General features: G+C 76.2%; 20 protein-coding genes. 9 read left to right on the forward strand and 11 right to left on the reverse strand.

The window, feature by feature from the left end:
• Positions 1-28 precede the first annotated feature (28 nt).
• From ACOQFB_RS19875 to tkt, 5 genes are all read left to right on the forward strand, one after another.
• The gene (locus ACOQFB_RS19875) at positions 29-3,058 is read left to right on the forward strand and encodes a malto-oligosyltrehalose synthase (RefSeq protein WP_421609635.1); all 3,030 of its coding nucleotides are present in this window, start codon (positions 29-31) and stop codon (positions 3,056-3,058) included.
• 14 nt (positions 3,059-3,072) lie between these two features.
• Positions 3,073-3,513 (forward strand): SixA phosphatase family protein, encoded by a 441-nt coding sequence (locus ACOQFB_RS19880; protein WP_059437582.1) that lies wholly within the window; start codon positions 3,073-3,075, stop codon positions 3,511-3,513.
• Between the two features lie 35 nt (positions 3,514-3,548).
• Positions 3,549-5,087 (forward strand): Ycf46 family AAA ATPase, encoded by a 1,539-nt coding sequence (locus tag ACOQFB_RS19885; protein ID WP_059437581.1) that lies wholly within the window; start codon positions 3,549-3,551, stop codon positions 5,085-5,087.
• A 15-nt stretch (positions 5,088-5,102) separates the two neighbouring features.
• Complete coding sequence (locus ACOQFB_RS19890) at positions 5,103-5,699, forward strand: hypothetical protein (RefSeq protein ID WP_421609636.1); 597 nt, start codon at positions 5,103-5,105, stop codon at positions 5,697-5,699.
• Between the two features lie 70 nt (positions 5,700-5,769).
• A complete protein-coding gene (tkt, locus tag ACOQFB_RS19895) occupies positions 5,770-7,767 on the forward strand; it encodes a transketolase (RefSeq protein ID WP_421609637.1) in 1,998 nt (665 codons plus the stop codon).
• A 129-nt stretch (positions 7,768-7,896) separates the two neighbouring features.
• Here the strand turns inward: tkt and ACOQFB_RS19900 are convergent, their stop codons facing one another.
• From ACOQFB_RS19900 to ACOQFB_RS19910, 3 genes are all read right to left on the reverse strand, one after another.
• Positions 7,897-8,241, reverse strand: coding sequence for a LuxR C-terminal-related transcriptional regulator (locus tag ACOQFB_RS19900; protein ID WP_421609638.1), 345 nt, complete (start codon positions 8,239-8,241; stop codon positions 7,897-7,899).
• Between the two features lie 354 nt (positions 8,242-8,595).
• Positions 8,596-9,663, reverse strand: coding sequence for an ABC transporter substrate-binding protein (locus ACOQFB_RS19905; RefSeq protein WP_421609639.1), 1,068 nt, complete (start codon positions 9,661-9,663; stop codon positions 8,596-8,598).
• 4 nt (positions 9,664-9,667) lie between these two features.
• On the reverse strand, positions 9,668-10,573 hold the full coding sequence (locus ACOQFB_RS19910; protein ID WP_421609640.1) for a GGDEF domain-containing protein: 906 nt from the start codon (positions 10,571-10,573) through the stop codon (positions 9,668-9,670).
• Between the two features lie 28 nt (positions 10,574-10,601).
• On the opposite strand from ACOQFB_RS19910, the gene ACOQFB_RS19915 reads away from it, so the two are divergent.
• The 4 genes from ACOQFB_RS19915 to ACOQFB_RS19930 all read left to right on the forward strand — a co-directional run bounded on the left by ACOQFB_RS19915 (position 10,602) and on the right by ACOQFB_RS19930 (position 13,553).
• A complete protein-coding gene (locus ACOQFB_RS19915) occupies positions 10,602-10,925 on the forward strand; it encodes a nitrilase-related carbon-nitrogen hydrolase (protein WP_494492339.1) in 324 nt (107 codons plus the stop codon).
• Positions 10,859-12,313, forward strand: a complete 1,455-nt coding sequence (locus ACOQFB_RS19920; RefSeq protein ID WP_494492340.1) for an NAD+ synthase — start codon at positions 10,859-10,861, stop codon at positions 12,311-12,313. The genes ACOQFB_RS19915 and ACOQFB_RS19920 overlap by 67 nt, the downstream gene beginning before the upstream one ends.
• Before the next feature lie 134 nt (positions 12,314-12,447).
• A complete protein-coding gene (locus ACOQFB_RS19925) occupies positions 12,448-12,951 on the forward strand; it encodes a hypothetical protein (RefSeq protein ID WP_059439462.1) in 504 nt (167 codons plus the stop codon).
• 173 nt (positions 12,952-13,124) lie between these two features.
• Positions 13,125-13,553 (forward strand): hypothetical protein, encoded by a 429-nt coding sequence (locus ACOQFB_RS19930; protein ID WP_421609642.1) that lies wholly within the window; start codon positions 13,125-13,127, stop codon positions 13,551-13,553.
• A gap of 22 nt (positions 13,554-13,575) precedes the next feature.
• On the opposite strand, the gene ACOQFB_RS19935 is transcribed toward ACOQFB_RS19930, so the two are convergent.
• The 8 genes from ACOQFB_RS19935 to bcp form a co-directional block, all read right to left on the reverse strand.
• Entirely contained in the window at positions 13,576-13,779 is a 204-nt protein-coding gene (locus tag ACOQFB_RS19935) for a hypothetical protein (RefSeq protein WP_059439460.1), read from the reverse strand.
• A gap of 11 nt (positions 13,780-13,790) precedes the next feature.
• Positions 13,791-14,357, reverse strand: coding sequence for a ribosome recycling factor (gene frr / locus ACOQFB_RS19940; RefSeq protein ID WP_421609643.1), 567 nt, complete (start codon positions 14,355-14,357; stop codon positions 13,791-13,793).
• A gap of 19 nt (positions 14,358-14,376) precedes the next feature.
• A complete protein-coding gene (pyrH, locus tag ACOQFB_RS19945; RefSeq protein ID WP_059439458.1) occupies positions 14,377-15,132 on the reverse strand; it encodes a UMP kinase in 756 nt (251 codons plus the stop codon).
• 71 nt (positions 15,133-15,203) lie between these two features.
• Positions 15,204-16,877 (reverse strand): polynucleotide adenylyltransferase PcnB, encoded by a 1,674-nt coding sequence (gene pcnB / locus ACOQFB_RS19950; RefSeq protein WP_421609644.1) that lies wholly within the window; start codon positions 16,875-16,877, stop codon positions 15,204-15,206.
• 163 nt (positions 16,878-17,040) lie between these two features.
• Positions 17,041-17,901, reverse strand: coding sequence for a ribonuclease HII (rnhB, locus tag ACOQFB_RS19955; protein ID WP_421609658.1), 861 nt, complete (start codon positions 17,899-17,901; stop codon positions 17,041-17,043).
• 1 nt (position 17,902) lies between these two features.
• Positions 17,903-18,745, reverse strand: coding sequence for an Fpg/Nei family DNA glycosylase (locus tag ACOQFB_RS19960; protein WP_421609645.1), 843 nt, complete (start codon positions 18,743-18,745; stop codon positions 17,903-17,905).
• Between the two features lie 61 nt (positions 18,746-18,806).
• A complete protein-coding gene (locus ACOQFB_RS19965; protein WP_494492341.1) occupies positions 18,807-19,724 on the reverse strand; it encodes a methyltransferase domain-containing protein in 918 nt (305 codons plus the stop codon).
• A gap of 455 nt (positions 19,725-20,179) precedes the next feature.
• Positions 20,180-20,635 (reverse strand): thioredoxin-dependent thiol peroxidase, encoded by a 456-nt coding sequence (gene bcp, locus ACOQFB_RS19970; protein WP_012524363.1) that lies wholly within the window; start codon positions 20,633-20,635, stop codon positions 20,180-20,182.
• Position 20,636: the final 1 nt, after the last annotated feature.

Raw genomic sequence — 20,636 nt, forward strand, 5'->3', positions numbered from 1 at the left:
GGCCGCGCGGGCGCGGCGAGGGGGGCGGGTGGGGGCGGAGAACGGGGCGGGCGCGGCGAACGCAGCGAAGGTCGAGGAGCTCCTGGGCGCGCTCGCCGAGGCGCTCGCCCGCGGCGAGGGCGTGACGCCCCGGCCGGCCTCGACCTACCGGCTGCAGCTCCACCCCGGCTTCGGCTTCGACGCCGCCGCCGCGCTGGTGCCCTACCTCGACGCGCTCGGCGTGTCCGACGTGTACCTCTCGCCGGTGCTCGCCTCGGCGCCGGGCTCCACGCACGGCTACGACGTGGTGGACCACGCGCGCCTCGACCCCGAGCTGGGCGGCGAGGAGGGCTACGCGCGGCTCGCCGCGGCCTGCCGCGCGCGCGGGATGGGCATCCTGCTCGACTACGTGCCCAACCACATGGGCATCGGCCCCTGGAACGCCTGGTGGATGGACCTGCTCGAGAACGGGCCGTCCTCGGTGCACGCCCCCGCGTTCGACGTGGACTGGACGCCGCTCAAGTCCGAGCTCGCGAACAAGGTGCTGGTGCCGGTGCTGGGCGACCAGTTCGGCCGGGTGCTGGAGCGCGGCGAGCTGCGCCTGGCGCGCGACGGCGGCGCGCTCGCGATCCGCTACTTCGACCACACCTTCCCGGTGGCGCCGCGCTCGGTGCCGCTCGTCCTGCGCCACGGCATCGAGCGGCTGCGCGAGGCGCTCGGCCCGGAGGACCCGAGCCTGCAGGAGCTGGAGTCGATCTGCACCGCGCTCGACAAGCTGGCGCCGCGCAGCGAGACCCGGCCCGAGGCGGTGGCGGAGCGCGCGCGGGAGAAGGAGGTCGCGAAGCGGCGGCTGGCCGCGCTCTGCGACGCGAGCCCGGCGGTGCGGGCCTTCGTGGACGAGGACGTGGCCGCCTTCAACGGCACGCCCGGCGATCCGCGCAGCTTCGACCTGCTGCAGCGGCTGCTCGACGCGCAGGCCTACCGGCTCGCCTTCTGGCGGGTGGCGGGCGAGGAGATCAACTACCGGCGCTTCTTCGACGTGAACGCGCTCGCGGCGCTGCGCATGGAGGAGCCGCGGGTCTTCGCCGAGGCGCACCGGCGGGTGCTGGCGCTGCTGCGCGACGGCGACGCCACCGGCCTGCGCATCGACCACCCGGACGGCCTCTACGCGCCGGCGGCGTACTTCCGGCGGCTGCAGGCGTGCTACCTCGCCGAGCGCGCCCGCGCCCTGGCGCGCGCGCGGGGGATCGCGCTCGAGAACGGCGCCGAGGCGCTGCTGCTGGAGCGGCTCTTCGCGGAGCTGGAGGCGGGCCGGCTGCCGGCGCGGCCGCTCTACGTGGTCGCCGAGAAGGTGCTGGCCGCCGGCGAGCGGCTGCCGCAGGGGTGGGACGTGGACGGCACCACCGGCTACGAGCTCCTGGCGGCGGTGAACGGGCTGTTCGTGGACCCCGCCGCGCAGCGGGCCTTCGACGCGCTCTACGCGCGGGTGGCCGGCGGGCGGCAGGACTACCGCCGCACCGTGGAGGAGAAGAAGCGGCTGGTGATGTCGTCGTCCATGGCGAGCGAGATCAACATGCTCGCGCACCGGCTCTCGCGGATCAGCGAGACCGACCGGCGCACCCGCGACTTCACGCTGAACGAGCTCACCCGGGCGCTGGTGGAGTACGTGGCGCTGTTCCCGGTCTACCGCACCTACGTCACGCGCCGCGGCGAGGTGGACGCCCGCGACCGGGACTACGTGGAGGCGACCATCGCCCGCGCCCGGCGGCGCAGCCCGTTGGTGGACCCGTCCATCTACGACTTCCTCCGCGACGTGCTCCTGCAGCGCTACCCGGACGGCCTGCCCGAGGCGGCGCGCTGCGCGTGGCTGGAGTTCGCCCTGAAGCTGCAGCAGGTCACCGGGCCGGTGACGGCCAAGGCCGTGGAGGACACCGCGTTCTACTGCTACGTCCGGCTGGTCTCGCTGAACGAGGTGGGCGCCGACCCGGACCGCTTCGGCAGCTCGCCGGACGAGCTGCACGCGCTCCTCGCCGAGCGCCGCGCGCGCTTCCCGGGCTCGCTCTCGGCCAGCTCCACCCACGACACGAAGCGCAGCGAGGACGTCCGGGCGCGCATCTCGGCACTGTCCGAGCTGCCGGGCGAGCTGCGGGCCGCGGTCTCGCGCTGGGGCCGCGTGAACCGCCCCCACGTCCGCCGCCTCGAGGGCCGCACCGCGCCGGACCGCCGCGACGAGTACCTGCTGTACCAGACGCTCCTCGGCACCTTCCCGGACGGTGGCCTGACGCCGGGCACGCCCGCGCACGCCGACTACCTGGAGCGGATGCAGGCGTACGCGCAGAAGGCGCTCCGCGAGGCGAAGATCCACACCAGCTGGACGCATCCGGACGAGGAGTACGAGGGCGGCGTGCGGGCCTTCCTGGCCGGCGCGCTGGCCTCGCGCGCGTTCCTGCGCGACCTGGGCGCGCTGGCCGAGCGGGCGGCGCGGGCCGGGCGGATCTCGTCCCTCGCGCAGGTGGCGCTGAAGCTGGCCGCGCCCGGGGTCCCCGACGTCTACCAGGGCACGGAGCTCTGGGACCTCTCGCTCGTCGACCCCGACAACCGGCGGCCGGTGGACTGGGCGCGCCGGGCGCGCGCGCTCGAGGCCATCCAGGCCGAGCTCGCGCGCGGACCGGAGGCGCGCCGCGCGCTGGCCCGCCGCCTCGGGGCGCCCGACGCGCTCGCCGGCGGCGAGGCGAAGCTGCTGCTGCTGGCGGAGGGGCTCCGGCTGCGCCGGCGCGAGCGGGCCCTGCTCCTCGAGGGCGACCACCGCCCGCTCGCGGCGGAGGGGCCGCTGGCCGGGCACGTGGTCGCGTTCGCGCGCACGCTCGGGGGCCGGGCGGTGGCGTGCGCGGTGCCGCGGCTGGTGCTCCGGCTCCAGGACCAGGGCGGCGGCGCGCCGCGCTGGGAGGGGCGGCTCCCCCTCGGCGGGCTCGCGGCCCGGTGGGTGGACGTGGTAACCGGCACCGTGCACCGCGGGGACGCGCCGGCGCTCGCCGACCTGTTCGCGGACTTCCCGGTCGCGCTGCTCGCCTCCGAGTGAACCCAGGAGCCCCCATGCCGCCGATCCGCGTCTACCTCGTCCGCCACGCCAGGGCGGAGGCGAGCGCCGGCGACGACGCCGCCCGCCGGCTGACGCCCGACGGGCGCGACGCGTTCGCGGCGCTGGCGGCGCGGCTCCGCCCGCGGCTCGCGGTCCGCGGCGTGGTCGCGTCCCCGTACGCGCGCGCCCGCGAGACCGCCGAGCTGCTGGCGGCGGCCACCGGCGCGCCGCTGGAGCTGGATCCCCGGCTCGCCGCCGGCGCCTGCGGCGGCGCGGAGCTGCTGGCGCTGGCGCGCGCCGCCGGCGACCGCGCGGCGCTGGTCGGGCACAACCCCGAGGTCGCCGAGGCGGTGGCGCTCGCCGCCGGGCGCGGCCTGGAGGTGCGGCCCGGCACCATCGCCGCGGTGGACCTCGGCCCGGGCTCGGCCGCGCTGGCCTGGCTCGAGGCGCCCTGACCCGCGGTCGCGCGCCGGCTGCTACACTCGCGCGCATGTCCGCCCCCGGCGCCGCGCCGCGCCCCCAGCCCGCCTTCGTGCAGGAGCTCGACACGCTGGTGCGGGCCCGCTACCCGCTCGTCTACCTCGTCACCTCCGAGGAGCAGCGCCTCGAGGCCATCCTCGACGGCCTCGCCGACCGCCACGGGAAGGCCCTGCTCGGCTGGTCCATCGGCCGCGGCTTCCGGCGGCTCGGCGGCACCCGCGGCCCCGTGCCGGAGGACGCGAAGGATCCGCTCGCGGCGCTCGCGGCCGTCGAGAAGCTCGCCGAGCCCGCGCTGGTGGTGCTGAAGGACTTCCACCCGTTCCTGTCGGACCCGGCGGTGGTGCGCGGGCTGCGCGAGCTCGGGCACGCGCTGAAGTCCACCTACACGACGGTGCTCCTGCTCTCGCCCACGCTCGTCATCCCGCCGGAGATCGAGAAGGAGATCTCGGTCCTCGACGTGCCGCTGCCCGGCTACCGCGACCTGCTCGAGCTGCTGAAGGAGATCGTGGGCGTGGTGCGCCAGAGCGGGCGCGCCCAGGTCGAGCTGAACCAGGACGACGCCGACCAGCTCATCCAGGCCGCGCTCGGGCTCACGCTCTCCGAGGCGGAGAGCGCCTTCGCGAAGGCCATCGCCACCGACGGCCGGCTCTCGCGCGACGACGTCCCGCTCGTGCTCGAGGAGAAGCGGCAGGTGATCCGCAAGAGCGGCCTGCTCGAGTACTTCGCCACCGACGCGCGGCTGGCGGGCGTGGGCGGCATGGCGAGCCTCAAGGCCTGGCTCGGCCGGCGCGGGGCGGCGTTCTCCGAGGCGGCGCGCCGCTTCGGGCTCCCCGAGCCGAAGGGCCTGCTGCTCCTCGGCGTGCAGGGGTGCGGCAAGAGCCTCACCGCGAAGGCGATCGCGGCGCAGTGGCGGCTGCCGCTCCTGCGGCTCGACATGGGCCGGATCTTCAGCGGGCTGGTGGGCTCGTCGGAGGAGAACCTGCGCCGCGCCATCCGCGTGGCGGAGAGCGTCGCGCCGGTGGTGCTGTGGGTGGACGAGATCGAGAAGGGGCTCTCCGGGACGCAGTCCTCCGGGGTGAGCGACGGCGGCGTCACCGCGCGCGTCTTCGGCGCCCTGCTCACCTGGCTCCAGGAGAAGACCGCGCCGGTGTTCGTGGTGGCGACGGCGAACCGCATCGAGCAGCTGCCCCCCGAGCTCCTGCGCAAGGGGCGCTTCGACGAGATCTTCTTCATCGACCTGCCGCTCGCGGCCGAGCGCCGCGAGATCTTCCAGATCCACCTGGGCCGGCGCCGCCGCGACCCGGCGCGCTTCGACCTCGACGCGCTGGCCGCCGCCAGCGAGGGCTTCAGCGGCGCCGAGATCGAGCAGGCGGTGGTCTCCGGCCTCTACGACGCGTTCGCCGAGGGCGTGGACCTCGCGCAGGCGCACGTCGAGCGCGCGGTGCGCGAGTCGCTCCCGCTCTCCACCACCATGCGCGAGGACATCGCGCGCCTGCGCGAGTGGGCGCGCACCCGCACCCGCCCCGCCTCCGCGCCGGCCGCCGGCTGACCGGGGCGCGCCCGCATGGCCTCCCGCCTCCGCCGCTTCCTCCACCTCGAGCGCCCCCGCGACGGCGGCGCCGCGCCCGACCCGGCGCCCGGCGCCGCGGATCGCGCCGCCCGCTTCGGCGCCGTCCAGCGCCCCGGCGCCGCGCCGGAGGACGCCCCCGTCACCGGGGCGAAGCTCGAGCGCTTCGGCGCCGAGCCGGAGCCCGCGCTCCAGCTCCTCGACCGCGGCGACCGCCTGCCGTTCACGCGCTGCCGGCGCTGCGGCATGGACAGCCACGCGCTCGCGGTCGAGTGCCCGGGCTGCGGGGCCGCGCTCGACACGCCGGAGCAGCGCGCCGCCGACGAGCGGCTCCGGGTCGAGCGCGCGCGGCAGGCCGAGGAGGAGGCGCGCGCGGCGGCGGCCCGGCGGGAGGCGCTCGCCCGGGCGGAGGCCGGGGAGGCGACGTCCCGCCGCGCGCTCGGCGAGGCGCTCGCGCGCGAGGTGGGCGAGCGCGAGCGGCGGCGGCTCGAGGCGGAGGGGCTGGGCGGCGGGCCGGGCCCGCTCGAGCTGGGCGCCCGGGTGCTCCGCGCCCTCGGGACGTACTGGCGGCGGGGCGGCGGCGGACGGGGCTGACGCCCCCCTTGATCTCGCGGGTGCGGTGGGCGATGTTCCGCACCTCTTCCCACCCCCGCGAGGAGTCCCCGTGCCGAACGCTCGCCCCGAGCTCGTCGAGAAGGCCGTGAACACCATCCGCATGCTCGCCGCCGACGGCGTGCAGCAGGCGAACAGCGGCCACCCCGGCATGCCCATGGGCGCCGCGGACATGGCCTTCGTCCTCTGGACGCGCCACCTGCGCTTCGACCCCGCCGAGCCGCGCTGGCTGGGCCGGGACCGGTTCCTGCTCTCCGCCGGCCACGGCTCGATGCTGCTGTACTCGCTGCTCCACCTGGCCGGCTTCGACTGCACGCTCGAGGACCTGAAGAAGTTCCGCCAGCTCCACTCGCGCACGCCCGGCCACCCGGAGTACGGCTACCTGCCCGGCGTGGAGATCACGAGCGGCCCGCTCGGCCAGGGCTTCGCGAACGGCGTGGGGTTCGCGCTCGGCCACGCCATGCTCTCCGCGAAGCTCGGGCCCGGGAACCCGGTCGCGGACGCGTTCGTGTACGCCATCGTGTCCGACGGCGACCTGATGGAGGGCGTGTCCGCCGAGGCGGCCAGCTTCGCCGGCCACCACAAGCTCGGCCGGCTCGTCTACCTGTACGACGACAACGGCATCACCATCGACGGCAAGACCAGCATCACGTTCTCCGGCGAGGACGTGACCCGGCGGTTCGAGGCGTACGGCTGGCACGTCCAGTCGGTGGACGGCCGCGACCGCGACGGCATCGACCGCGCCATCCAGGCGGCGAAGGCCGAGCTGGGCCGCCCCAGCCTCATCCGCGTGCACACCACCATCGGCTACGGCTCGCCCGGCAAGGCGGGCAAGTCGAGCGTGCACGGCGCGCCGCTCGGCGAGGCGGAGCTGGAGGCCACCAAGAAGGCGCTGGGGTGGCCGCTCGAGCCGCGCTTCCTCGTCCCGGACGACGTCCGCGCCTACTGGGCCGAGGTCCGCGCCGAGAAGGCCGCGCAGAAGCAGGCCTGGAGCGCGGCCGAGCAGGCCTGGCGCGCCGCGAACCCGGAGCAGGCGGCGCTGCTCGACGCCCACGTGGAGCGCTGGGTGCCGGAGCGGATCCTGGATCGCGCCCGCGCCGAGCTGCCCGCGCCGGACGCGACGCGCAAGGTCTCGCAGGCCATCCTCCAGAAGATCGCGCCGCTCGTGCCGTGCCTGGTGGGCGGGTCGGCCGACCTGGCCGAGTCGAACCTCACCGAGATCAAGGGCGCGGGCTCGGTGGCGCCGGGCAGCTTCGCCGGCCGCAACGTCCACTTCGGCATCCGCGAGCACGCCATGGGCGCGATCGCGAACGGCCTCGCCTACGACGGCCTGTTCGTCCCGTTCGTCGGCACGTTCCTGCAGTTCGCCGACTACATGCGCCCGCCGGTCCGGCTCGCCGCGCTCTCGAAGCTGCAGGCGATCTACGTCTGGACGCACGACTCGATCTTCCTCGGCGAGGACGGCCCCACGCACCAGCCGGTCGAGCACCTCACCGCGCTGCGCGCCATCCCGAACCTGCACGTCTGCCGCCCCGCCGATCCGGAGGAGACCGCCGCCGCCTGGGCACACGCGCTCCAGCGCCGGGGCGGGCCCACCGCGCTCGTCCTCACCCGCCAGAAGCTCGCGCCGGTGAAGCGCTCGGTGCCGCTCGACCCCGAGGCGATCCTCCGCGGCGGCTACCTGGTGGACGCGCCCGCGGGCGCCACGTTCACGCTCGTGGCCACCGGCTCGGAGGTGCCGCTCGCGCAGGCCGCGCTCGAGGCGCTCGCGAAGCAGGGCCTGGTGGGCCGGCTCGCGTCGATCCCGTGCCTGGAGTGCTTCCTCGCGCAGCCGCAGGCCTGGCGCGACGAGGTGGTGCCGCCCGGCCAGCGGGTGGCGGTGGTGGAGGCGGCGCGGGGCACGGAGTGGTGGCAGCTCGCCGGCCGCGACGGCCTGGTGCTCGGGATCGAGCGCTTCGGCTCGAGCGCGCCGGAGAAGGCGCTCGCCGAGGACTACGGCTTCACGCCGGCGCAGGTGGCCGAGCGCGTGACGCGCTGGCTCGCGGGGTGAGCGGCGTGAGGGGGGGCGGCGAGGGCCGCGCCGGGAGGGCGGCCCTGCGAACGGCGTGAGACGCGCCCGGCGGGCCGCCACGTGGCGGCCCGCCAGACGCGGGAGACGTCCGGGTCGGGAGCGCCGCGGCTAGCGCGCCATCACGGCGCTGCTGGTCGTCGCGGCGGCCGGCTGCGGCTGGACCGGGGCCACCGGGCGCGGCTCGATCCGCTCGCCCTTCGCCAGCATCTTCAGCGAGAGCGAGAGCAGGCTCGCGAGCAGCTCGCCGGAGCCGGGGACGTCGAGCTTGCGGTAGATGCGCTTGCGGCGCGCGCGGATCGTCTCGGGCGAGACGCCGGCGGCGGCCGCCGAGTCCTTGCACGCGAACCCCTGCGCGATCCGGAGCACCTCGGCCCGCTCGGCCGGCGTGAGGCTGGTGCCCTCCATGAACTTGGCGGCGAACGGCGTGAGGATCTCGATATCGATCTGAGCCATCGTGATTCCTTCCCCGGAAGTGCCCGCTGTGGGGCATGTCACCCAGCAGCTACCCGGCCGGCCGAACCAGGGAGGCCTTCGCACGCCCCTGCTTGGTCGCCCGTTGCTGGCGATCCCGACGATAATAACGCCCCCTATGGTTTCTAGCCCCCAAACGGGACTGCAACGTAAGCAGGCGTTCCCCAGGTGGATTTCTGATTTTCATCCCACGCGGGGCGGCTGAGATAACCCGGGTGGGCTGAACCGCGACGCCCCTGATGGGGTGCGAAACGCAGCCGCAGACGCTCCGTGAAGGGTGTCCCGTTGACCCAGGCGCGACCCGGACGATGGGTCCGGTCGGACGCGGGGAGAACTTCACGGTGCGTGATCGGCGCGCCCCGGCCGTCCCTCGGGGGCCACCGCCTCCGTCGCGCCCCCGCGCCCGTGCCCCGCCGCGGCGAACCCGTCCGGCCAGCGCTCGAGCAGCGGCGCGAGGCGGGTCGCCTCGGCGGCGAGCCGGTCCCAGTCGAGCGAGAGCGCGCGCAGGTTGCCGGCGGGCTCGACGCCGACCGGCACCGGGACCTCCGGGCGCAGCGGCAGGAGCCCCGGCGCGCGCGCCACCAGGATCCGCTCCGCGTCCGCGCCGGCCATCCAGGCCACCAGCCGGGCCGCCGCGGGCGAGGGCGCGGCCCCGGCCGCCGGCGCGAGCGCCGCCGCCGCGGTCGGCAGCACCACCGCCCCGCGGCCGCCCTGGTCCGGGTAGACCACGCGCAGCGCGGCCGCGCTCGCCGCCCCGGCGGCGCCGTCCACCGAGCCGGCCAGGCCCACCGCGGCGCGCCCCGCCGCCACCGCCGCGCGCACCTCCGCGTCCGAGCCCACCACCACCGGCGCGTTCGCCGCGACGAGGCGCAGGAAGCGGCCCAGGCTCGCCTCGCCGTAGACGAGCGAGAGGGCCGCGCAGGTCGCCGGGCCGGCGCCGCGCGCCGGGTGCGCGAGCGCGATGCGGCCGCGCAGGCGCGGATCGGCGAGGTCGCGCAGGTTGACGGGGTCCACCGGGAGCCGCGCGTCCCGGGCCACGAGCAGCACCCGCGCGCGCGCCGCCACCGGCGCGAAGCGGCCCTGCGGATCGGCGAACCGCGCCGTGGCCGGATCGGGCGCGGCGCTGCCGGCCACGAGCCTGGGCGCGAGCGCGAGGAGCGCCGCGGGATCCGAGGCCCACGCCACCTCCGCGTCCTCTGCGCGCGGCACGAGCACCACCCGCGCCACGGCGAAGCGGGCGGCGAGCTCGCGCACCACCTCGCCCGGCAGGTCGGGCGCCGCGTGCAGGCGCACCTCGGGGAGCTCCGGGCCGGCGCGGCGGCACGCCGCCAGCCCGCCGGCGGCGGCCAGCGCGGCAAAGCCGGCGAGGACGGCGGGCGCGGTTGCGGCGAGGGAGCGGCGCATGCGGTCACCCCATGACGATGCGGTCGCGGGGGCGGGGCGGGTCCGCCGGCTCGGCCCGGTCCCCGCCCGCGGCCCGCGCGCGCGTGAGCGCCTCGGCGGCGCGCTTCACCAGGCCGCCGAACGAGACCGTCCCGCCGCCGTCGTGCCCGGCCACCCCGGCGCTGACGGTGATCCCCTCGCCCGCGCCGCGCTCGCGGATCCGCGCGCAGAGCCGCCGGGCCACCTGGAGCCCGCCCTCGGCGCGCGTGTGCGGCATGAGCACCACGAACCGCTCGCCGGCGAACGGCGCGGCGAGGTCGATGTCGCGCACCGACGCGGCCAGCAGCCCGAGCACCTCGGCCAGCACCGCGGTGCGGCCGTGCGGGCCGAGCCGCCCGGCCACCTCGGCGAACCGGTCCACCGCCACGAGCGCGACCGACACCGGGTAGCCGTACCGGCGCGAGCGCTTCACCTCGAGCGGCAGCAGCCGCTTCAGGAACTCGAGGTCGGCGGCGTGGCGCGGGGCCTCCGCCGCGAGGCGGCGCGCGTCGGCCTCCACCGCCCGCGCGGTCGCCGCCCGGAGCCGCTCCGCCAGCCGGCACGCCCCCACCACCGCGGCCGGCCCCACCGGCGCCACCAGCGCGCCGTCGGCGCCCAGCGCCTCGCCCTGCGCCGCGGCGGCGGCCTCGGCCTCGTCGGCGAACAGCGCGATCACCGGCAGCAGCGGATCGGCCGCCCGGACCGCGCGCACCGCCTCGGCGCCGCCCACGCCGCCGGGCACGATGGCGGCGACGTGCGTGGCGGGGCCGAGCCGGCCCGCGGCCGCCGCGGGCGAGATCGCGTCCAGCTCCACGCCGGCCGCGCGGAGCGGCCGGCGCAGCGGCGCGAGGAGCGGCGCGGAGGCCTCGGCGACCAGGATGCGGCGCGGCACGATGGCTCCTAATGTAGCATCCTCTCCCATGGCCCGTTCCGGACGCATCGCGCTCGCGCAGGTGAACACGACGGTGGGGGACTTCGCCGGCAACGCCGCCAGGGTGCGGGCCGCCGCCGAGGTCGCCCGGGACGCCGGCGCCGCCCTCGCCGTGTTCCCCGAGCTGACGGTGTGCGGCTACCCGCCGCGAGACCTGCTCGATCTCCCCGACTTCCTCGAGCGCGCCCGGCAGGCGCTCGAGGAGCTCTCGCCCGCCCGGCCGCCTGGTCGAAGGGCATCGCGCTCGTGGTCGGCTTCCCCGAGGCGCCGGCCGGCGCGCCGCCCCCGGGCGTCTACAACGCCGCGGCGCTGATCTCGGAGGGGCGGGTGGCGGCGGTGGGGCGGAAGTCGCTCCTGCCCACCTACGACGTCTTCGACGAGACCCGCTACTTCCTCCCGGCCGGCGCCTCCACCACCGCCGCCGCGCCCGAGGGGCTGGGCGTGCCGCTCGGCCTCTCGGTCTGCGAGGACATCTGGAACGACCAGCGCTTCTGGGACCGCCCGCGCTACGCGCGCGACCCCATCGCCGACCTGGTGCGCGCCGGGGCGGGGCTGGTGGTGAACGTCTCCGCCTCGCCGTACGCGATGGGCAAGGCGCCGCTCCGCGAGCGCATGCTCGCCGCGAGCGCGCGGGACCACGGCGCGCCCATCGCCTACGTGAACCAGGTGGGCGGGAACGACGCCCTGCTGTTCGACGGCGGGTCGATGCTCCTCGCGCGCGACGGCGCGGTGCTGGCGCGGGCGCCGCTGTTCGAGGAGGCGGTGCTGGTGTGCGACCTGGACGGCGGCGCGCCGCGCGCGCTCGGCCTCGACGGCCGCCCGCTGCCGCCGCCGCCGGCGCCGGCCGCGGACCCGCAGGCGGACGAGGTGCTCCGGGCGCTGGTGATGGGGGTCCGCGACTACGTGCGCAAGTGCGGGTTCCGGCAGGCCGTGGTCGGGCTCTCGGGCGGCATCGACTCGGCGCTCACCGCCTGCATCGCCGCCGAGGCGCTCGGGGCGGAGAACGTCCTCGGGGTGGGGATGCCCTCCCGCTACAGCTCCGGCCACTCGCGCGAGGACGCGGCCGAGCTGGCCCGCAACCTGGGCGTCCGCTTCCGCGAGATCGGCATCGAGCCGATGCACGCCGCCTTCCTCGCGGCGCTCGCCGCCGACGGCGCGCCGCCGCTCTGCGACCTCGCCGACCAGAACGTGCAGGCCCGCATCCGCGGCCAGGTCCTGATGGCGATCTCCAACGACACCGGCGCGCTCGTGCTCACCACCGGCAACAAGAGCGAGATCGCGGTCGGCTACTGCACGCTCTACGGCGACATGGCCGGCGGCCTCGCCGCCATCGGCGACGTGCCGAAGACGCTGGTGTACCGGGTGGCCCGCGCCGCGAACGCGCGCGCCGGCCGGACGCTGGTGCCGGAGCGCACCTTCACGAAGCCGCCCTCGGCCGAGCTGAAGCCCGGCCAGCTCGACCAGGACTCGCTGCCGCCGTACGACGTGCTCGACGACATCCTCCAGGCGTACGTGGAGGAGCGCCGGCCGCTCGAGGCCATCGTGGCGCGCGGGCACGACGAGGCCACGGTGCGCCGCGTGCTGCGCATGGTGGTGCAGAGCGAGTACAAGCGCCGGCAGGCCGCGCCGGTGCTGAAGGTGAGCGAGAAGGCCTTCGGCGAGGGGCGCCGCTTCCCCATCGCCCAGGGCTACCGCTACTGACGCGCGCGCACCGCGGCGGCGCCGCACCCACCTCCCCCCGCACCGTCGCCGCGCGCAGCGCTTCGCCGCGCGCGAGGCCCGTCATACACTCGGCCGCCCGATCGGCCGCCGTCGCGGCCGCGGAAGGAGGCTTCATGACGAAGTTCGCCTGGTCCGTCCTCGCGCTCGCGCTCCTCGGCGCGCCGGCCGCCGCCCGCGCCGGCGGCCTGCTCGAGCTGTCGGTCGGCAGCGGCGCCCGGATCGATCCGTCGCCCACCGAGCGGATCCCCACCAACGTGATGCTCACCGCCGGCTACGGCTTCGCGGACATGCTGAAGCTCGAGCTGGGCGCGGTCGCGAACCTGGGCGACGTGAAGAACTCGGACTTCGACATCGACCTGCGCCCGATGCTGGTGGTGTCGCCGCCGCTGTTCCCCGTCTACCTGCGCGGCATCATGACCGTGAACTCGCTCGTCGAGGAGCCGGTCAAGATCGGCTACGGCGGCGCGCTGGGCGTGCGCCTCGGCGTGATGGGCCTGGGCGCGTTCGTCGAGGCGGGCGTGCTCGCGCGCATCGTCGAGGTGCCCGACGCGGCCGGCGTCACCCACGACAAGACCTTCACCATCGTGGAAGGCCGCATCGGCGGCTACTGGGACTAGCGGTCTCCGCGCCCCTGCGGCGCTCCGGCGGCCCGCGCCCCCCCGCTCGCGGGGCGGGTGCGGGCCGCCTCCGATTCACGGACAGTTCACCACGCCGGGTGACGCATCCCGGTTGGGACCGGCCGGCGGCGCCCTCCCGCGCTAGGTTCAGCGCCAGCGAGGAGAACGCCATCGTGAGAGAGCTGCTGGTCTTCCTGCACATCCTGTCCGCCGCCACCTGGATCGGCGCGGCGCTGTGGGTCCCGGGCGACGTGAAGCGCACGGTCGCGCTGGGCCGCCCGTTCGTGGAGCAGCTCGCGGCCCGCGCCCGCCCGGCGCTGAAGCTCGACCTGTACGCCGGCTTCGCGGTGCTGGTGACCGGCGTCCTCCTCATCGGGATCGACGGCGGCCACCCGCGCACCGGCATCCTGGTCGGCTTCGCCGCCACGCTGGCGCGCCTGCTGGTGGTCGGGTTCGCCTCCATGCCGACCTGGCGCCGGGTGGAGGGCGCGGTCGCCTCGGGCGACCTCGCGGCCGCGGCGGCGCCCGCGAGGCGGCTCGCGATGTTCGGCGGCATCGGCCACGCGCTGTGGGCGATCGCGCTGGCCGGGATGATCTTCTAGCCGGCGCCCCGGGCGGCCCCGCTCACCAGATCCCGAGCAGCGCCGCGGCCACGAGCCAGAGCGGCGCGCCGGCGAGCAGCAGGAGCACCCAGGCGGCGGAGAGGGCCCGCCGGCGGCGCGCCGGGAGGTCGGGGCGGGCGGCGAGCGCGCGCACCGCGCCGGCGGCGAAGCCGAGCGCGAGCAGCGGGCCGAGGAGCAGGAGGAGCGCGGCGGGGGAGCGGGCCACGGCGCGCCCGCTCAGACCTGGAGGACGTCCTTCTCCTTGGCGGCGACGATCTCGTCGATCTTCTTCACGCCGTCGTCGGTCTCCTTCTGCATCTTCTCGAGCGCCTTCTCGGCGTCGTCGCCCGAGATGTCGCCGTCCTTCTCCGCGACCTCGATGAGCTCCTTCGCCTCGCGGCGCACGTTGCGGACGGCGATCTTGTGCTCCTCGCCCTTGTGCTTCACCTGCTTCACGATCTCCTTGCGGCGCTCCTCGGTGAGCGCGGGGATCGGGACGCGGACGAGGTCCTTGTCGCTCATCGGGTTGAGGCCCAGGTTCGCGTCCCGGATCGCCTTCTCGATCGGCGGGATCATCGACTTCTCCCAGGGCTTCACCACGATGAGCCGCGCCTCGGGCACGGACATCGTCGCCACCTGGTTCAGCGGGGTGGGCGTGCCGTAGTAGTCCACCCGGACGTTGTCGAGCAGGTGGAGCGAGGCGCGCCCGGTGCGGACCGCCGAGAGGTCGGCGCGGAGCTGGTCGAGCGTCTTGAGGATGCGCCCGTGCAGGTCGCCGAGGATGTCGTCTGCGATAGTGCCCATGGCCGTCTCCTTGCCGCGGCTACGCGTTGCGGGCGCTGGGGCGCCCCACGGTGGTCCCGATCTCCTCGCCGAGCACCACCTTGCGCACGTTCCCGCGCTGGGTGAGGTCGAACACGACGATGGGGAGGTCGTTGTCCATGCAGAGGCTGATGGCGGTGGAGTCCATCACCTTCAGGTTCTTCTTCAGCACGTCGATGTAGCTGAGCTGCTTGAACTTGGTCGCCGACGGGTTCTTCTTCGGATCGTCGGTGTAGACGCCGTCCACCTTGGTCGCCTTGAGCAGCACGTCCGCGTGGATCTCCATGGCGCGGAGCGAGGCGGCGGTGTCGGTGGTGAAGTACGGGTTGCCGGTGCCGGCCGCGAAGATCACCACCCGCCCCTTCTCCAGGTGGCGGATGGCGCGGCGGCGGATGTACGGCTCGGCCACCTGGTGCATCTCGATGGCGGACTGCACGCGGGTGGGCACGCCGATCTTCTCGAGCGCGTCCTGCAGCGCCATCGAGTTGATCACCGTGGCGAGCATGCCCATGTAGTCGGCCGAGGAGCGGTCCATCCCCTCGGTGGCGCCCGACACGCCGCGGAAGATGTTCCCGCCGCCGATGGTGAGCGCGACCTCGACGCCGAGATCCACCACGTCCTTCACGTCGTGGGCGATCGAGGTGAGGGTCTTCGGCGAGATGCCGTACTTGCCGTCGCCCATGAGCGCCTCGCCCGAGAGCTTGAGCAGGATGCGCTGGTAACGGGCCTTCGGGTTGGAGGCTTTCTCGCTCGCCATGGTCGGCGGGTTGTACCGGGTGCCGTGGGGTCGGTCAAGGCGGCGGTGTTGCGGAGGATTCCCCCGCGCGCTCACCCCTGCCCGCCGGCCTCGGCGGGCGGCACCTGCGCGCCCCCGTCCGGCCCGGACGCGCCGGCCCCGCGGCGGCGGCGGCGCTTCCCGCCCCGGCGGCGGCGCCTGCGGCGCCCGCCCTGCGACGCCTCGCCCTCCCCGGCGTCGCCGGCGGCCGAGGAGTCGACCTCGCGGACCTCCGCACCCGCCTCGTCGGCGGCATCGGCGGCCTCGGCGGCCTCGGCCGGGATCACCACCTCGCGGACGGCGCCCTCGTCGCGGTCGGCGCGGCGCGGCGCGGCGCCCTCGCGGCGGTGGTCGCGGCGGTCCTCGCGCGGGCCGGCGCGGCCCGGGCGTTCCGCCGGCGGGTGGGCGTGCGGCGCCTCGGCCGCCCAGCGCTCGAGCGCCTCGCCCCCGCTGCCGGTGGCGCGCACGCGGATCTCGAGGAGCTGCAGCGCGTCCTGGAAGTAGGTCTGGCCGGCCGGGCCGCGGCCGCGGCGCCGCCGGCGCTTGCCCGGCTCCTCGAGCTGCCGCTGCGCGTGCAGCGCCAGCCGGATGCGCTCGGCCACCTTGCGCGGGAGCCGGGCGGTCTGCACGAGCGAGGCGAGGAACGCGTCGGCCTCGTCCCAGCGCGGGGCGCCGGCGTCCTCGTCCCGGCGCGCCGCGTCCGGGCGGGCGGCGCGCGGCGCGTCGGCGCCGAGGTGCATGAGCAGCGCGCCGAGCAGCACCGCCTCGGAGACCTCCGCGCCGGAGCGGACCAGCCGGTCGAGCGCGGCGAGGTGCGCGAAGAACGCGCGGCGCCGCCCGTCGTCCCAGGTCTCCAGCGCCGCGCCGAGCGCGGGCAGGATCACCGGCAGGGCGCCGCAGGCGCGCAGGAGCTCGAACGCGCGGGCCGACCCGCCGCAGCGGAGCAGCTTGAACGTCTCCTCCAGCACCCGCGCCGGCGCGCAGCGGGCCAGCTCGCCGGCCGTCCGCCGCATCGCCTCGAACGTGTCCGGGGCGATGGTGAACCCGAGCCGCGCCGCGAACCGGACCGCGCGCAGCGCCCGCACCGGGTCCTCGCGCATGCGGATCTCGGGATCGCCGATGGTGGAGATCCGGTGCGCCTCGAGGTCGGCGCGCCCGCCCACGTAGTCGATCACCTCGCCGGTGGCGACGTCGTAGAACAGGCCGTTCACGGTGAAGTCGCGGCGGACCGAGTCCTCCTCGGCCGTGCCGAACACGTTGTCGCGGGTGATGAGCAGGTCGCCCTCGCCCTCGCCCACGTCCTCGGCGACGTCGGTCGGGTTCTTCCGGAAGGTGGCGACCTCGATGACCTTGCCGGCGCGGAAGTACACGTGCGCCAGGCGGAAGCGGCGGCCGATGAGGCGGCAGTTGCGGAAGATGGCGCGGACCTCGCCGGGGTGGGCGTCGGTCGCGACGTCGAAGTCCTTGGGCGTCGCGCCGAGCAGCAGGTCGCGGACGCAGCCGCCCACCAGGTACGCCTGGTGGTGCATGTGCCGCAACCGCGCGATCACCTTCAGCGCGTCGCCGTCGAGGCGATCGACGGGGATCTCGGGCGGGTGCTCCGGAGGCGGCGCTTCGGGGGGATCGAGCGCCAGGCCCGGTGGCGGGCGGCGGTCTCGGTTCTCTTCGAGGTCTTCTGCGGGGTACGCCGGACGGAAAAGGTCGTTCTTCGTGGATGGCTCGTGCATGCGTTCGCCGGATCGGGGGGCGCCCTCGCCGGGGGAAATCCCGGGTCGGAGGGAAGCGCGCCGGCACCGTCGGGCTCGTCCTCGGGGCTGGTTCTAGCGATTACCCGCGGTTACGTCAAATGCAGATCCACGCGACACACGGGTGGCCGCGCGCGCCCCACCGTCACTCGTCCTCCGCGACCGCCGCCTCCGCGAGCGCGAACAGGTCGCCCTGCGCCGGCTCGAGGCCGAGCGCCACGCGCACCGGCGCGAACGACCGCCGGTGGATGGGGCAGGCGCCCAGCCGGGCGAGCGCGTCGAAGTGCTCGGCGGTGGGGTAGCCCTTGTGCCGCGCGAACCCGTACCCCGGGTGGACGAGGTCCAGCTCCGCCATGAGCGCGTCGCGCGCGGTCTTCGCGAGGATGCTGGCCGCGGCGATGGTGAGCGAGAGCGCGTCGCCGTGCACGATGGGCGTCTGCGGGAACGGCAGGTCGGGCAGCTTGCGCGCGTCCACCAGCAGGTGCTCCGGCCGCACCGCCAGCCCGTCCACCGCGCGGCGCAAGGCCAGCATGCCCGCCCAGTAGACGTTCAGCCGGTCGATCTCCTCCACCTCGGCCCGCGCCACCGCCCAGCAGACGGCGTTCCGCTTGATGTCCTCGGCCAGCCGCTCGCGCTCGGCGCGGTCGAGCTGCTTCGAGTCGTCGATGCCGCGCGGCCGGTAGTCGCGCGGGAGCACGCACGCGCCCGCCACCACCGGCCCGGCCAGCGGCGCCATCCCGGCCTCGTCCACCCCGGCCACGTGCACGAGGCCGCGCTCCCAGAGCTCGCCCTCGTAGCGGAGCAGGTGACGGAGGCGCTGGCCCTCGGCCCGGTTCTCGCGCCGCCGCTTGCGCACGAGCCGCAGCACCTCGCGGGCGCCGGCGCGCGGATCGGCCTCGAGCGCCGCCTCGCACGCGTCGCCCAGCGCCTCGCCGCGATCGAGCAGCCGGGCGCGCAGCTCGGCGACGGACAGGCGGGCGAGGTCCTCGGGGCGCATCGCCCGCAGTCTACCGCTGGCACCGGGGGCAGAAGAAGGTGGAGCGCTGCGCCTGCACCACGCGCCGGATGGGCGAGGTCCGGCCCGCCCGCCGGCAGCGCGGGCAGGGCTCGCCCTCGCGCGCGTAGACGAGGAACGGGTTCTCCGCCCCGGGCTCCTCGACGTAGGTGATCTCCGGCCCGTCCTCCGCGTCGAGCGTCATGCGGAAGGAGGCCAGGATGGCCGCGGCGAGCGCCTTCGCCTCGGCGCGCGACAGCGCGCGCGACGGCCGCCGGGGGTCGAGGCGTGCCCGGAAGCACGCCTCGCTCGCGTGGATGTTCCCCACGCCGGGCAGGATCCGCTGGTCGAGGAGCTTCACCTTCACCGGCAGGCGGCTCGCCGCGAGCGCGCCGGCCAGCGCGGCCGGCTCGATGCCGTGCTCCAGCGGATCCGGCCCGAGCGCCGCGACCTCCGGCACGTCCTCGAACCGCGCGCCGGGCACGGTCCGAAGCCGCCCGAACAGGCGCGAGTCCTGGAAGTGCAGCACCCCGTCGCCCTCGAGGCGCAGCCAGGCCCGCGCGTGGCGCGGCGCCGGATCGCCCGCGCCGCGCAGCACCCACTTGCCGGTCATGCCCAGGTGCGAGAGCAGCCCGACCGGCGCGCCCCCGCGCTCGAGCGAGACGAGCAGGTGCTTGCCGATCCGCCGGATGCCGGCGAACCGGGCGCCCTCGAGCGCGCGGGCGAACGCGGCCGGCGTCGCCGGGCGGAAGATCCGGCGCGCCCGCGGATCCCAGCCGACCTCCACGACGCGGCGGCCCTCGGCCCAGCGCCGGAGGTTCCGCGCCGCGATCTCGACCTCGGGGAGCTCGGGCATGCGCGGGATGATAGCGGGCCGACGGCAAACGGCCAGCGAGCGGAGCCGGGGCGCAGCCCCGTCAGACCTTCTTGAACGCGGCGAAGAAGAAGCCGTCGGTCCCGTGGCGGTGCGGGTACAGCGCGCAGCGGCTCTCCGACGCGCCGAGCGCGCGGGCCCGCTCCGCGCCCAGGAACGGCGCGAGCGGCGCGGGCGCGAGCCCGAGCTCGCGCTCGGCGAAGTTGGCCACCTCGTCGTTCTCGGTGCGGCCCATGGCGCAGGTGGCGTACACGATCCGCCCGCCGGGCCGGGCCAGGCGCGCGAACCGGCCCAGCAGCTCCCGCTGGATCGCGGCGAAGCGCTCCGGATCGCCGGGCTGGAGCCGCCAGCGCGCGTCGGGCTTGCGGCGCAGCGTGCCGAGGCCGCTGCAGGGGGCGTCCACCAGCACCACGTCGGCCTTGCCGGCGAGGTCGGCCACGGCCTCCGCCGCCTCGGGGCCGACCGGGACGACGCGGGTGCGGAGGTTGTGCACGTGGGCGCGGCGGGCGCGGCGGCGCGCGTCCTCGAGCCGGCCGGCGTCGCTGTCGAGCGCGTGGAGCGAGCCCTTGTTGTGCATCTCGGCGGCGAGCGCGAGCGACTTGCCGCCCGCGCCGGCGCACGCGTCCACCACCACCTGGCCCGGCCGCGCGCCGCAGGCGAGCGCGATGAGCTGGCTGCCCTCGTCCTGGATCTCGAACCCGCCGGTGCGGAACGCCTCCAGCGCGAACGCGTTCTGGTGGCCGTCCACGGTGAGCCCCCACGGCGAGAACCGGGTCGGCTCCGCGGGCACGCCCTCGGCGGCGAGCGCCGCCCGGAGCGCCTCCCGGTCGCCGGCGAGCGCGTTCGCGCGGACGGTGAGCGGGGCCCGCCGGTTCAGCACGGCCGCGAGCGCGCGCGCCTCGGCCTCGCCCAGCTCCGACACCAGCCGCTCGGCGATCCAGCGCGGGAGCGAGGCCTCCACCGCGAAGCGGTCCAGCGGGTCCGGGATGGCGGCGATGCGCGCGTCGGCCTCGGCGAGCCCCGCGAGCGCGCGGGGCGCCGCGCCGAGCCGCGCCGCGGCCGGCCGGCCCCACCCCGGCCGCCCGGACCAGCCAGGCGGCGTAGCGGGTGGCGAGCGCCGGGCTGCCGCCGAGCAGGAAGTCGAGCTGCCCCTGCGAGCGCAGGATCCCGTAGACCGCCTCGGCCACCGCGCGGCGCTCGTTCGCCCACAGCGCGCGCTCGCGCCGGAGCACGCGCTCCAGCGCCCGGTCGGCCAGCCAGCCCTGGTCGTGCACGAGGCCGTGCACCTCGAGCACCAGGGCGTCCACGAGGTCGTTGCGCGGCGGGCGCTGGGGGTGGGGCTTCCGGGTCATGGCGTGCGCCCGCGGGCGCCTCCCTCCCGCGCGCGGGAGGGAGGCCGGGCGGGCGCCGCGGAATCTACAGGCTCTCGAGCACGCTGGCCACGTGCCCGTCCACCTTGACCTTCGGGAACACCTTCTCGACCTTGCCGTCCGGCCCGATCACGACGGTGGTCCGCTCGGTCCCCATCACCTTCTTGCCGTACATGTTCTTCTCCTTCCAGACGCCCCAGGCCTGCTGCACGGCCGTGTCGGCGTCGGAGAGGAGCGGGAACGGCAGCCCGAGCTTCTCCTTCCACTTCTTCTGCGCGGCGGGCGCGTCCTTGGAGATGCCCACCACCGCGACCTTCTGCTTGGTGAACGCGTCGACTTCGTCCCGGAAGTCGCTGGCCTCCTGCGTTCAACCCGACGTGTTGGCCTTGGGGTAGAAGAACACCACCACGCGCTTGCCCTTGAACGACGAGAGCTTCACCACGTTCCCGTCCTCGTCGGGCAGCGCGAAGTCCGGCGCCTTCTTGCCGACCTCGAGTGCCATG

Origin of the sequence: Anaeromyxobacter sp. Red801 (assembly GCF_049201065.2) — a bacterium.
Classification (GTDB): Bacteria; Myxococcota; Myxococcia; order Myxococcales; family Anaeromyxobacteraceae; genus Anaeromyxobacter.